The sequence below is a fragment of the Pantoea deleyi genome, from assembly GCF_022647325.1.
Classification (GTDB): Bacteria; Pseudomonadota; Gammaproteobacteria; order Enterobacterales; family Enterobacteriaceae; genus Pantoea; species Pantoea deleyi.
Genome location: NZ_CP071405.1, coordinates 699,495 through 712,999 on the forward strand (window position 1 = coordinate 699,495; position 13,505 = coordinate 712,999).

The 13,505-nt window shown below is 60.7% G+C and carries 8 protein-coding genes; 6 read left to right on the forward strand and 2 right to left on the reverse strand.

What is annotated here, in order from left to right:
- The first annotated feature begins 495 nt into the window (after nt 1–495).
- The 3 genes from J1C59_RS03450 (at nt 496) to J1C59_RS03460 (ending at nt 6,366) form a co-directional block, all read left to right on the forward strand.
- Nucleotides 496–2,580 carry a putative bifunctional diguanylate cyclase/phosphodiesterase gene (locus tag J1C59_RS03450; RefSeq protein ID WP_140917299.1) on the forward strand — a complete coding sequence of 695 codons (2,085 nt, stop codon included), beginning with the start codon at nt 496–498 and terminating at the stop codon, nt 2,578–2,580.
- 145 nt (nt 2,581–2,725) lie between these two features.
- Nucleotides 2,726–4,870, forward strand: coding sequence for a putative bifunctional diguanylate cyclase/phosphodiesterase (locus J1C59_RS03455; RefSeq protein WP_140917298.1), 2,145 nt, complete (start codon nt 2,726–2,728; stop codon nt 4,868–4,870).
- A gap of 92 nt (nt 4,871–4,962) precedes the next feature.
- Complete coding sequence (locus J1C59_RS03460) at nt 4,963–6,366, forward strand: aminotransferase-like domain-containing protein (protein WP_128085737.1); 1,404 nt, start codon at nt 4,963–4,965, stop codon at nt 6,364–6,366.
- On the opposite strand, the gene J1C59_RS03465 is transcribed toward J1C59_RS03460, so the two are convergent.
- Entirely contained in the window at nt 6,363–6,845 is a 483-nt protein-coding gene (locus tag J1C59_RS03465; RefSeq protein ID WP_128085738.1) for a YlaC family protein, read from the reverse strand. The genes J1C59_RS03460 and J1C59_RS03465 overlap by 4 nt on opposite strands.
- A 331-nt stretch (nt 6,846–7,176) precedes the next feature.
- Between J1C59_RS03465 and J1C59_RS03470 the strand changes: the two genes are divergently transcribed.
- The gene (locus J1C59_RS03470; protein WP_140917297.1) at nt 7,177–7,788 is read left to right on the forward strand and encodes a cupin domain-containing protein; all 612 of its coding nucleotides are present in this window, start codon (nt 7,177–7,179) and stop codon (nt 7,786–7,788) included.
- Between the two features lie 270 nt (nt 7,789–8,058).
- Nucleotides 8,059–10,908 carry a bifunctional diguanylate cyclase/phosphodiesterase gene (locus J1C59_RS03475; protein ID WP_140917296.1) on the forward strand — a complete coding sequence of 950 codons (2,850 nt, stop codon included), beginning with the start codon at nt 8,059–8,061 and terminating at the stop codon, nt 10,906–10,908.
- Here the strand turns inward: J1C59_RS03475 and J1C59_RS03480 are convergent.
- Nucleotides 10,905–11,969 (reverse strand): LacI family DNA-binding transcriptional regulator, encoded by a 1,065-nt coding sequence (locus J1C59_RS03480; protein ID WP_128085739.1) that lies wholly within the window; start codon nt 11,967–11,969, stop codon nt 10,905–10,907. The two genes, J1C59_RS03475 and J1C59_RS03480, sit on opposite strands and share 4 nt — an antisense overlap.
- 223 nt (nt 11,970–12,192) lie before the next feature.
- Between J1C59_RS03480 and J1C59_RS03485 the strand changes: the two genes are divergently transcribed.
- Nucleotides 12,193–13,503: an MFS transporter gene (locus J1C59_RS03485; RefSeq protein ID WP_128085740.1), complete on the forward strand. Its 1,311-nt coding sequence runs from the start codon at nt 12,193–12,195 to the stop codon at nt 13,501–13,503.
- Nucleotides 13,504–13,505 lie beyond the last annotated feature (2 nt).

Consider the following 13,505-nt stretch of genomic DNA (forward strand, 5'->3'; position numbering starts at 1 on the left):
TAATTAACAATTCAACCCAAAAAAAGGAAATAAAAACAACAGGCCGGTCAGAGCCGCTGTAATGAGAAAATTCTTAGACTTAAGAATGATGATTTATATCAGTTTTACTTACTATAGATCAGTTAAAGCGTTCCGCGAAGCACGGCCGTTTATTTTTCACTAATCTAATGCGCACGCTGGCCGATAACCCAGTAACAGCAAGGCGTAAAGCGAGACGACAAAACGGATTTCCCCGCTTTTTTCGGCCTCTGGTGCGCTTTCTGCTTCGGTGATATGTTCCTGTACCAATCAGACAAAATAACGATTTACCGGCTGGCGCCGCTGGCGGGTAATAAGATGCAGAACAGAATAAGCCTGCGTCTGCGGGCACGTTTGGCCGGATCTTAAGAACGCATAAATACCGAAATTTAACCACTTTCACCCGCTGGGTGTTTTTTAATTCATTTTTAAGACTGTACACAGCACCCGTTTTTCGCGGGTGGTGAGGAGTTACCTATGTTGCCTGTCACCTGGGATAGCGTTCTGATCTGCGTTTCGCTGATCGTGGCTTTTATTGCCTCTTTTACTGCGCTGGATACCGCCGGACGCGTGGCGGTTTCCCGTGGCTGGAGCGCCCGGTTCTGGCTGCTGGTGGGCGGCACCGCCATGGGCATCGGGGTCTGGGCGATGCACTTTATCGGTATGCTGGCGATGATGATGCCCATGACGATGCGCTACGACATCCGGCTGACGATCCTCTCGCTGCTGGTGGCGATCCTGGCGTCAATGCTGGCCTTTGGTCAGACGGTGGGCGGACTGCATCTTACCCGGCAGCGGCTGCTGCGCGGCAGCCTGATCCTGGGCGCGGGCGTGGTGGTGATGCACTACCTGGGGATGTGCGCACTGCTGGTTGAACCGCGCCCGGAATGGAATGGCCAGCTGGTGGCGCTCTCGGTGCTGATCGCCTTTGTCGCCTCCGGCGTCGCGCTCTGGCTGGCGTTTCATCTGCGCAAAGGGGATCACCATCTGCTGCTGATGCGGGGACTGGCCTCGCTGGTGATGGGGATTGCGATTGCCGGTATGCACTATGTGGGCATGGCGGCGGCGACATTCAGTCACACCAGTACGATGCAGTCGCGCGGTCTCAGTAATCCGGGGCTGGCGGTGTGGGTGACGCTGATTACGCTCTCGATCCTGGGGATCACGCTGCTCTGTTCGATGCTGGACGCACAGATGCGCGCCGCGCGGCTGGCGACACGGCTCAGGCTTGCCAACAAGGAGCTGCGGCAGCTGGCGCTGCATGACAACCTGACCGCGCTGCCTAACCGGGTCATGCTGGAGCAGCAGATCGATCAGGCGATCAAAAAAGCGATGCTTAACGGGCATCGCTTTGCCGTGATCTATATGGATCTCGACGGCTTCAAGGCCGTGAATGACACCTGGGGACATCACGTCGGCGATCGGCTGCTGGTGGCGGTCGCGGAACGGCTGCGCAGCCAGCTCAGCGAGACGATGCTGCTGGCGCGTCTGGGCGGCGATGAATTTGTGCTGATGGTGAAGGGGTGCGATACCAGCCCGGCCCGCCAGCTGGCGCAGCGGCTGGTGAAAGTGATCGGCGCGCCGTTTGAGTTTGACCGCTACGTTCTGCACGTTTCGCTCAGCGCGGGCATCGCCATCTTTCCCCTGCACGGCCGCAGCCGGCAGGAGCTGATGTTTAACGCCGACGCCGCGATGTACCACACCAAACACAGCGGGCGCAACGGCTGGTGCCTGTTTGAACTGGCCATGAGCGCCGCGACACAGCATCAGCTGGAGCTGACCAACGATCTCTGGGAGGCGCTGGAGCGCCAGCAGATGCGCCTGTTCTATCAGCCGAAATTCCGTTCCGGCGGCACCCGCTTAATGGGATTCGAAGCCCTGCTGCGCTGGCAGCATCCGCAGCGCGGCCTGCTGACGCCGGAGCTGTTTCTGCCGCGCGCCGAAAAAACCGGGCAGATTGTGGCGCTCGGCAACTGGGTGATCGAGGAAGCCTGCCGTCAGCTCAGGATCTGGCACAACCAGGGCCACAGTGAGTGGACCGTCTCGGTTAATCTCTCCGCGCTGCAGTTCCATCAGCGCGATCTGCTGGTGATCCTGACCCAGACGCTGACCCGTTATCAGCTGCCGGGCTGCGCGCTGATGCTGGAGATCACCGAAGCGATTGCGATGCGCGATCCCGTGTTCAGCCAGCAGCGTATCCGCGAACTGCAGCAGGCGGGCGTCAGTATCGCGATCGACAATTTCGGCATCGGCTATGCCAACCTGCTGCATCTGAAAGATCTGGATGCCAGCGAACTCAAGATCGATCGCAGCTTCATCAACTGCCTGCGGCCCGGCAGTGAAGATGCGACCGTGGTCAGTGCCATGCTGACGCTGGCGCAGAGTCTTAACCTGCGCATGGTGGCGGAGGGCGTTGAGACGGAAGAGCAGCAGCATCTGCTGACCAGCCTGGGCTTTGATGCGCTGCAGGGCTACCTGCTGGGCAAACCGACGCCCGCCGATCGGGTTGAGGTGTTCAGCTTCACCGCCCGGCAACATCCGATGGCGTCGGCTTCAGGCTGATGCTTTCAATAGGTTTCAGCACTCACAATAAGCGGAAACCTGCGGCATTAACGGCTCATCAGCCGTTAAGCCGCGCCGATAATAACGAAAATAGTCATAAAAACCTCTGTTCAACGCCTGACACGGCTTTACCCGGGAATGCACCATGTTAGCAACCTCATACGACTCTTTTATTGTCATCGTCTCGGTTCTTGTCGCGATGCTGGCTTCCTTCACCGCCCTGGACATGGCCGGCCGGGTGGTGCATTCGACCGGCAAAGTGGCGCTGGTCTGGCTGTTTGGCGGCGGTTTTTCCATGGGCATCGGCATCTGGGCGATGCACTTCATCGGCATGCTGTCGATGGATATGGAGATGGTCATGAGCTACGACGCCGCCCTCACGGCGTTATCGGCCGCCATCGCCGTGTGCGCCTCGATCTTTGCGCTGTGGCTGGTCTGTAATGGCGATCTGCCGCTGCGGCGGCTGATCGGCGGGGCGCTGATCCTCGGCAGCGGCGTGGTGGCGATGCACTACACCGGCATGGCAGCGCTGATGTTCTCGCCCGGCATCGTCTGGAAATGGGGCTGGGTGGCGCTGTCGGTGGTCATCGCCCTGGCCGCCTCCGGCGCGGCGCTGTGGCTGGCGTTTAACCTGCGGGATGGAAAGACCGGCCGGGTCACGGTGCTGCGCATCGGCGCATCGATGGTCATGGGATGTGCGATTGCCGGGATGCACTACACCGGCATGGTGGCGGCAGAGTTTCCCGTGCACAGTCATCCGATCGGGCAGGGGGTTAACAGCGACTGGCTGGCGATTCTGGTCACGGTGGTGACGCTCTCGATTTTAGGCATCACGCTGCTGGTGTCGATGCTGGATGCGCGGCTGCAGGCGCGCACCTCGCTGCTCGCCAGTTCGCTGGCGGAGGCCAACCGCGAGCTGGCGCAACTGGCACTGCACGATAACCTGACGCGGCTGCCCAACCGCATCCTGCTGGAAGATCGGCTGGAGCAGGCCATTAACAAAGCGAACCGTGAGCAGACGCAGTTTGCGCTGATGTTTATGGATCTCGACGGCTTCAAGGCGGTGAACGACGCCTTTGGCCACCATATTGGTGACAGCCTGCTGGTGGGCGTGACCGAGCGGATGAGCCAGCAGATGAGCGGCTACTACACGCTGGCGCGGCTGGGCGGGGATGAGTTTGTGCTGCTGGCGGAGATCGAGGATCCCAACGATGCGGCGGCCATCGCCGATAAGCTGGTGAAGGCGGTGGACTGCCCGTTCGATATCTCACGCTATGAGCTGGTGGTGTCGCTGAGTATCGGCATTGCGGTTTACCCCGGCGATGGGGTGGATGAGCGCGAACTGATGTTCAACGCCGACGCGGCGATGTACCACACCAAAAACAACGGCCGCAACGGCTATACCTTCTTCCAGCCCTCCATGAACATCCAGGCGCAGAGCCAGCTTCAGCTCAACAACGATCTCTGGCAGGCGCTGGACAACGCGGAGCTGCGGCTCTTCTACCAGCCCAAATACTGCGCCCCGCGCGGCCCGATTCTCGGTTTCGAGGCGCTGCTGCGCTGGCAGCATCCGCAACGCGGCCTGCTGTCGCCCGATAAGTTCCTGCCGATGGCGGAGAAGACCGGCATGATTATCAGCATCGGAAACTGGGTGATCCACGAAGCCTGTCGCCAGCTGCGGCAGTGGCATCTGCAGGGGCATCCGGACTGGTCGGTCGCGGTAAACCTGTCGGCACTGCAGTTTGAGCAGGCGAATCTGGTGGAGATCGTGATGGATGCGCTGACGAAGCATCAGATCCCGGCCGAACAACTGACGCTGGAGGTCACCGAGACCACCGCCATGCGCGATCCGGATGAGAGCGTGCGGATTCTGACCGAGCTGACCCGGCTGGGCGTCAAAGCCTCGATCGATGACTTCGGCACCGGCTACTCCAGCCTGCTCTATCTGAAGCGGTTACCGGCCAGCGAGCTCAAGATCGATCGGGCGTTTGTCAGCGAACTGCAGCATCAGAAAGAGGATGCCACGATCGTCTCGGCGATTGTGGCCCTGGCGCAGTCGCTGCAGCTGAAGGTGGTGGCCGAGGGCGTGGAAACCGCCGAACAGCAGGCCTTCCTGACCAGCCTGGGCTGCAACATGCTGCAGGGCTATCTGCTGGGCAGACCGGTGCCGCCTGAGCGGGTGCCGGAAATGGCGAACTTCGTGGCGGAAGAGATCGAAGAGGCGGTCGCCAGCGTCAGCCACGATGCAGACGCCAGTCAGCAACTGACGCCGCAGGTCGCCGCCCTGTGACGCGCCCCGGCAGGCCGATAAAGGATGCGTAGCGCCTGTCATTGATCGCTGTGCGTGGTAAAGTCTCGCGGTTAAACAAGGAGAGGTCACCCGTGGCGAAATACCAGCGATTGATGGATGAGATTCAGCAACAGATAGAGGCCGGTATCTGGCTGCCGGGCACCCGTTTGCCGTCGCTGCGTCAGCAGGTGGCGCAGCAGGGCGTCAGCCTGATGACGGTGCTTCATGCCTATGAGTTGCTGGAGAGTCAGGGCTGGATCGTCTCGCGTCCCCAGTCGGGCTATTACGTGGCGCCGCGCGCCCTGGCCCCCGCGCCGCTGAGCGTGGCGATCAGCGAACAGGTCGATATCAACGACTTCGTGTTCGATGTGCTTCAGGCGACGCGCGATCCCGCCATCGTCCCCTTTGGCTCCGCCTTTCCCGATCCCGCGCTCTTTCCGCAGCGCCAGCTGATGCGCTCGCTGGCGAACGTCTCACACCATCTGACCCCCACCGATGCGCTGCACAACCTGCCACCCGGCAACGCCACGCTGCGGCAGCTGCTGGCACAGCGCTATGCGCGGCAGGGCATCACCCTGTCGCCGGATGAGATTGTGATCACCAGCGGGGCGCTGGAGGCGCTGAACCTCAGCCTGCAATCCCTGACGGAGCCGGGCGACTATGTGGTGATTGAACAGCCGGGCTTTTATGGGGCGCTGCAGGCGATCGAGCGGCTCAGGCTCAAGGCGCTGGCGATCCCGGTGGACGCCAGAGAGGGCATCGATCTGGTGCAGCTGGAGGAGGCCCTGCAGCGCTGGCCGGTAAAAGCCTGCTGGCTGATGACCACGCTGCAGAACCCGCTCAGCGTCACCCTGACCCCGGAGCGTAAGCAGCAGCTGGTGGCGCTGCTGGCGCGGTATCAGGTGCCGATGATCGAAGACGATGTGTATGCCGAACTCTGGGCCGGAGATGTGCCGCCGCTGCCAGCCAAAGCCTGGGACCGTCAGGGAAACGTGCTGCACTGCGGGTCGTTCTCGAAATCGCTGGTGGCGGGATTCCGCGTCGGCTGGGTCGCCGCAGGCCAGCATGCGCAGCGGATCCAGCGCCTGCAGCTGATGAGTACGCTCTCAACCAGCGCGCCGATGCAGCTGGCGCTGGCCGATTTTCTCGCCACGCGGCGTTACGACACCCACCTGAAGCGGCTGCGGCAGATTCTGGTGAAGCGGCAGCAGATGGTGCGTCAGGCGTTGCTGAAGGTGCTGCCGCTGCAGGCCACGGTCAGCGAAGCCCGCGGCGGCTATTTTCTCTGGGTCACCCTGCCGGAACGAATCGATACCACCCGGCTTTACCAGCAGGCGCTGGCGCAGGGGATCAGTATCGCACCGGGGCAGTTATTTTCGGCAGGCGAGCAGTTCAGTCACTGCTTCAGGCTGAACACCGCCTGGCCGTGGGATCGTCGGGCCGAGGCGGCAATCGAAACGCTGGGTCAGCTGATGGCGGAAGGGCTGGCGGATTAAACGTTCGCCGCCTGCTGGTGGCCCCAGGTCAGGTAGTAAACATCGTAGAAATCCACTTCGCCTTTCTGCGTCAGCAGACGCTGGATGCCGCTCTTCACCCGCTCCGGCGTATCGGGCAGGGAGAGGATGCGCGTGATAGCCTGCTCACGCACCGGCTGCACGTAATACCATTCGCCGTTGTAGCAGACGCGCAGGTCGAGCGCATCAATATCCTCAAAGCGGTATTTCGGGTTGATGTCGAGCAGCATCAGCAGGCTCATCACCAGCACAAACACGGTCGCAAACCAGAAGGCAGGCCAGCCCAGCATCTCGGTGGTGAAAATCAGCGCCACGCACAGGCCGTAGCAGAGGTACATCACGGCCCAGAGACCGGGATGATTTTTCAGAAACGAGAGGCTGAAGCGCGGCAGGTTGTCGCGACGTTCTTCACGGTTGAGTGTGGCGATCTCGTCGATCAGGATTTGTTTAATAGCGTCCATTGGTTACCTCACTGTCATCTGTTAGCTATTACAACAGATAACAGTCAAGCACATCAGAAACAGATCGGTGCATTTTTTATATAACAGTTAAAGGGGCGGCTGCCCGGCCACGCGCAGACAGAACCGGCTGCCGCGGCGTTCTGACAATTTGCAACACTTTAGCGCAGTAAGAACCGCTCTGTGCCCTCATCCAGACACGGGCTGGCCCTACAGATCGCGATACATTTGGCTTTAGTCAGCAATATCAGTTAATTATCGCAATTCTGCTGGCTGGCGCACATTGCTTTGTGGCCGGGGTTTGCCACACTTAGAAAAAAGCCGGAGAACCTGTATGCGAGCCCCATCCTCCAGTCTGTTATTAATGATGTCTTTTGCCGCAGGAACCTTCTCGGCCGGGGCCTCTGACAATCCGCAGCACCTGATGCTTGCCAGCCCGTCGGGCGGTGTGCCTAACAATCCGTTACCGCTGATCATCTGGCCGCGCGTGGTGCCGGAAGATGAAGAGATCGCACTCTGGTTTGAGAAAACCTTTGAAGAGAACGGCTGGCCGCCAGCCTGGCGCTACCCGATCTACCCCTATACCCACTACCATCCCAACACGCATGAACTGCTGGGCGTGGCGGAAGGCTGGGCGGAAGTGCTGTTCGGCGGTGATTCCGGCCGGATGGTGACGCTGCGCGCCGGGGATGCGGTACTGATCCCGGCGGGTGTCGGCCACCGTCAGGTCAGCGCCAGTGAAGATTTTATGGTGGTGGGCGCCTATCCCCGAGGCATGGCACCCGAGACGCTTCGCGATGAGCCCTCGCGGCTGCAGCGATCGCTGGAGCAGGTGAAAAACGTGCCTCTGCCCACGCAGGATCCCTTTACCGGGAAAGAGGGCGCGTTAACGGAGATCTGGCAGCCGATTGCGGCGATGCATTTGCAGCAGCAGTCCGGTTTCTAGAGGTCCGCGATCCTGCAGAACTCAACCAGCGCGAGCCTGTCTCGCGCTTTTTTCTGGCTGCCGGAATCGGATGTCGCGGTGCGCCATCTGCCTCTATCGATGCTGTAGCCACATTGAACATTTACTCACCGCTGCCGATAACCCTTCTGTTAAGACTCACTATTTTTCTTAATACGCTTGTCTTTGCAGACCTTTTCCGTTTTAGTCCCGGCGAACGTATTAACAGATTTTCAGGCCCTCATCCGGCTTCCGAGTAGCAGGCAATTAATAATGGATAATCACTCAGATGTCATGTATCGCATGCTGGTACACAGCGTGATCGACTACGCGATCACCATGCTTAAACCGGACGGAACGGTCGCCAGCTGGAACGACGGCGGTCAGCAGGTTCTGGGTTACCAGCCTGACGAAATCATCGGTCAGCCCGCCGCCCTGTTCTACAGCGAAGAGGATCGTCGCCGCGGTTATCCGCAGCGGGATCTCGGGATGGCGGTCAGCAACGGACGCGCGGAAAGCGCAGGCTGGCGCTGCCGTAAAGATGGCAGCACCTTCTGGGCTGAGGTGATGATCTATCCGATCCGCGACGATGCGAATCATCTGCTGGGCTTTTCGCTGGTCTGCCGGGACTGTACCCGACAGCAGGAGCAGCAGCGCAAAGAGCGTGAGCAGGAGATGCGCTTCCGTCTGCTGGTCGAGGGCGTCACCGATTACGCTATCTACATGCTCGATCATGACGGCAACGTGGTGAACTGGAATGCCGGCGCGCAGCGCGCCAAAGGCTACGTGGCGGAAGAGATCGTCGGCCAGCACTTTTCCCGTTTCTACAGCGCCCAGGATCGTCTGAATCATATTCCCGAGCAGAATCTGCAGACCGCGTTCAGCACCGGCCGCTTTGAAGATGAAGGCTGGCGCTATCGTAAAGATGGCAGCGCCTTCTGGGCGCACGTGGTGATCGATGCGATCCGCGACGATCAGGGCAAACTGCTGGGCTACGCCAAAATCACCCGTGACTGCACGGAGCAGCAGCGCGTCCGCAGCGCGCAGCGGGAGCAGGAGGAGCGCTTCCGTCTGCTGGTGGAGGGCGTCACCGACTACGCCATCTACATGCTCGATATCGATGGCGTGGTGGTGAACTGGAATGCCGGCGCGCAGCGCGCCAAAGGGTACAGCGCGGAGGAGGTGGTGGGGCAACACTTTTCGCTGTTTTACAGCGCACAGGAGCGGCTCAACCGGACCCCGGAAGCGAACCTCGGCATCGCACTGAAGACCGGCCGCTTTGAAGATGAGGGCTGGCGTTACCGCAAAGATGGCAGCGCCTTCTGGGCGCATGTGGTGATCGATGCCATCCACGACGATGGGGGCAGGCTGGTCGGCTTTGCCAAGATCACCCGCGACCGTACGGAGCGCCGTGAGCAGGAGCAGCAGATCCTGCGCGCCCGCGATCTGGCGGAAGCGCAGAGCGCTCAGAAAACCGCGCTCTCCCGCTTTCTGGATAACATCATCGCTAACATCCCCTCCTGCGTGATTGTCGAAGATGCCATCACCCGTGAGATCCTGCTGGTCAATGATCGCACGCAGCAGCTTTTCGGCCTGTCAAAAGCGCTGATCGTCAACAAGCGCCCGCACGAATGCATGTCGCCTGAACTCAGCGACTACTTTAACAATCTGGCCGACGTTGCGCTGCGCAGTGAGGGCGTCCATGAACGCGAGCAGCTGCTGATGACCGCCAGCGGCGAACGGATCCTGCATACCCGCGCGAAAGCGATTAGCGGGCAGGATGCCCGCCGCAACTATCTGATGCTGCTGGTGGAGGATGTCACCGATCAGCGCGCCGCCGATGCCCGGATTCACCATATGGCGCATCACGACAATCTGACCAGCCTGCCGAACCGCATTCTGTTCCGGCAGCGGCTGAGCGAGGCTCTGCGCATCGCCGGTCAGACAACGCAGCAGAGTGCCGCGCTCTGCCTTGACCTCGACCATTTTAAAAATGTGAACGATGCGCTGGGTCATCAGATTGGCGATGAGCTGCTGCGCAGCGTGGCAAAACGGCTGCGCAGCGCGCTGCGAGACCAGGATACGCTGGCGCGCATCGGCGGCGATGAGTTCGCTATCGTGCTGCCGCTGATCGGCAGCAGCGACGAGGCGAGCATCGTGGCGCAGCGCCTGATAGAGGCGATTCGTCCGCCGGTCAACATCGAAGGCCATAATCTGTCGGTCGGGCTGAGCGTGGGGATCGCGCTCAGCACCACCATCACCGATACGCCGGAGCAGCTGCTGCGCTGTGCGGACATGGCGCTCTATGAAGCCAAGCGCAACGGCCGTAACCGCTACGAGCACTTTACGCTGGAGATGGACGACCTGGCGCGCAGCCGGCGGCTGATTGAGAACGATCTGCGCGATGCCATCAGCGGCGGTCACCTGCGGCTCTACTATCAGCCGATCACCAACGGCGATCATCACACCATCATCGGCTACGAGGCGCTGATGCGCTGGCACCATCCGATTCGTGGCCTGATCATGCCCAACGACTTTATCCCGATCGCCGAAGAGACCGGCCTGATTCATATGCTGGGGGCGTTTGCGCTCTATGAAGCCTGCCGTGAAGCGGCGAGCTGGGAAGGGGAGCAGTCGGTCTCGGTCAACCTATCCCCGCTGCAGTTTAAAAACAGCTCGCTGGTGTCGGTGGTCGAAGGCGCGCTGAAGGAGTCGGGGCTGGATCCGGTGCGGCTGGAGGTGGAGATCACCGAATCGGTGCTGCTGGATGATTCGCTGGGCAATATCCGCACCCTGCAGAATCTCAAGGCGCTGGGCGTGCAGATCGCGCTGGATGACTTCGGCACCGGCTATTCATCGCTGAGCTACCTGCGATCCTTTCCGTTCGACAAGATCAAAATCGACAAGTCATTCATCACGGATATGGGCGACAGCCGCGAGGCGCTGGCGATTATCCGGGCCATCACCGGCATGAGCCGCAGTCTGGATATCCAGATCACTGCCGAAGGGGTGGAGAGCGATGAGCAGTTCGTGCGGCTGCGCGAAGAGGGATGCACCCTGTTTCAGGGCTTCCTGTTCGGCCGCCCTCAGCCGTCGGAACTGCGGCTGAAAACCCTGGATTAATCGTAGAGGCCATGCTGCTGCACCGGTGCATGACTGAGGTTATCCCGGATGCGGCGCACCGAGTCACGCACCACCAGCCTGCCATTCAGCAGCAGGCTGCCCGTGGGCGTGCCGGGATTCAGGCGCATCTCCTGCAGCAGCTTCACGGCGGCGGCCCCCAGCTCATCCCGCGGCACCTGCACCGAGGTCAGCGGAATATCGTGGATGGTCGCCAGATTGAAGCCATCCATGCTCATCACTGAAATATCCTGCGGCACCCGCAGCCCGGCCTGCTGCAGCGCACTCACCGCCCCGGCGGCAATATAGTCGCCGCTGGCGAGAATGGCGGTAGGGCGCAGCGTGTCCGGGCAGTGGCGCAGATAGTCACCGAGGCGTTCCGCCGCTTCATGGCTGCTGAAACTGTTCAGGGTCAGCAGATGCTGGCGGCTGTCAAAGCGCAGATTCATCGCGTGCCAGGCGTCGCGTACCCCCTGCAGCCGCTGTTCCATGGTGTAGCGGCGCAGGCAGTGCAGCGACAGGATCTGCCGGTGGCCCTGCTCAAACAGGTAGCGCGCGGAAAACTCGCCAATCAGCTGATGATGGGGGGAAACCGACGGCAGACGCATCCGGCGATCGCGGGCGTTAATCAGCACGCAGGGCTTGTGCATCTCCGCCGCCAGCTGATGAATATGCTCATCGTCGATGCCGATCAGGATGGCCGCCTCAGTCTGCTGCATTTTATCGATAAACAGGGCGGCATCGCTTTCAATCTCCTCCAGCGGGCAGAAGCGCAGCCGCACCTCATGCGGCTCCACGGCCTGGCCGATCCCCTGAATCACCTTGTAGTAGAAGATGTCGCTGCGCACATCAAAGGCGCGGGGCGGGGCAAACACCATCAGATCATTCAGCAGCAGGCGACCGCTGTGCAGGTTATCCAGCACGCCCTGCTGCTGCGCCACGGCCAGCACCTTGTCGCGCGTGGCGGGCCGGGTATTGGCTTTGCCCGCCAGCACCCGCGACACCGTACTTATAGAGACACCGCTCAGGGCCGCAATTTCGCTGACTTTCAGCCTTTGTTTCATTCTGTGATCGCCTTCAAATCTGCCGATGAAAAATTTTTCATGACCTGCTAAATCGCTTCAGATAAGGGTCAGGAGGCCATTTTTCGCCCCCATTCAGCCTGCCATGAAAAGAGTTGCAAAAAAGAGGCTGTACCCGCGTTTCGCACTTTTTTAAGTTCGAAAAAAGGACACGCGGTACGCCAGCAGGCGGTGTGCGTAATCAATGGCAATAAGGAGTGGCACGATGAGCCTCGAATCGACAACCAAACCCATTAGTGCTTCGCGCACGGTGCGCGTGATCAAAAATTTACGCTGGTGGATGCTGGGGATGTTTCTGCTGGGGGTAACCGTCAACTACATCACCCGCAACTCGCTCGGCATTCTGGCGCCGGAGCTGAAAACCAGCCTCAACATGACCACCGAGCAGTACTCCTGGGTGGTGGCGGCCTTTCAGCTCGCCTACACCCTGTTTCAGCCGCTGTGCGGCTGGCTGATCGACGTGATCGGCCTGAAGATGGGCTTTCTGATCTGCGCCCTGGTCTGGTCGGTAACCTGCCTGCTGCACGCGGGCGCCGGAAGCTGGCTGCATCTGGCCCTGCTGCGTTTTGTGATGGGCGCATCGGAAGCGGCGGCGACCCCGGCTAACGCCAAAGCCATCGGTGACTGGTTCCCGAAAAAGGAGCGGCCGGTCGCGGCGGGCTGGGCGGGCGTCGGCTTTTCCATTGGGGCGATGCTGGCGCCGCCGATCATCTATGTCGCGCACATTACCTTTGGCTGGCAGGGCGCCTTTCTGCTGACCGGCGGGCTGGGGCTGCTGTGGGTCGGCCTCTGGTGGTGGGGCTATCACTCGCCACAGAACCATCCCCGTCTTTCTGCGCAAGAGCGCGATTTTATCAATCAGGACAATGAGGCGGTGGGCGAAAAGCTGCCGTTCTTCACCGCGCTGAAAGTCATTGGTAAGGAGAAGAAGTTCTACGGTATCGCGATCCCGGCCTTTCTCGCCGAACCGGCCTGGGCGGTGCTGAGCTTCTGGGTGCCGCTCTATCTTGCCAACGAGCGCGGCATGGATCTCAAGCAGATTGTGATGTTCGCCTGGCTGCCGTTTCTGGCCGCCGATCTCGGCAGCGTCGCCAGCGGCTATCTGACCCGACTCTATGTGCGCTGCTTCGGCATGACCCGCGTGAACTCGATCGTCGCCAGTTCGGTGACCGGCGCGCTGCTGATGGTCTCACTGGCGCTGATGACCCTGGTGAAAGATCCCTGGCTGGCGATCGCGCTGATCTCCGTGGGGGGCTTCGGGCATCAGGTGATCTCCTGCATGCTGAGTGCGCTGGTAGTGGAGCGTTTCGATCGCCGCCAGATGGCCACGGTCAACGGGATGCGCGGCTCCTGCGCCTGGATCGCCAGCTTTATCTTCTCGCTGATTATCGGTGTGACCGCCGATACCATCGGCTTCAATCCCCTGTTTGTGGCGATGGGCTTCTTTGACCTGATTGGTGCTGTTTTCCTGGTGATGCTGATCGCCGAACGCCGCCAGCGCCCTGCTAACCTGTAAGG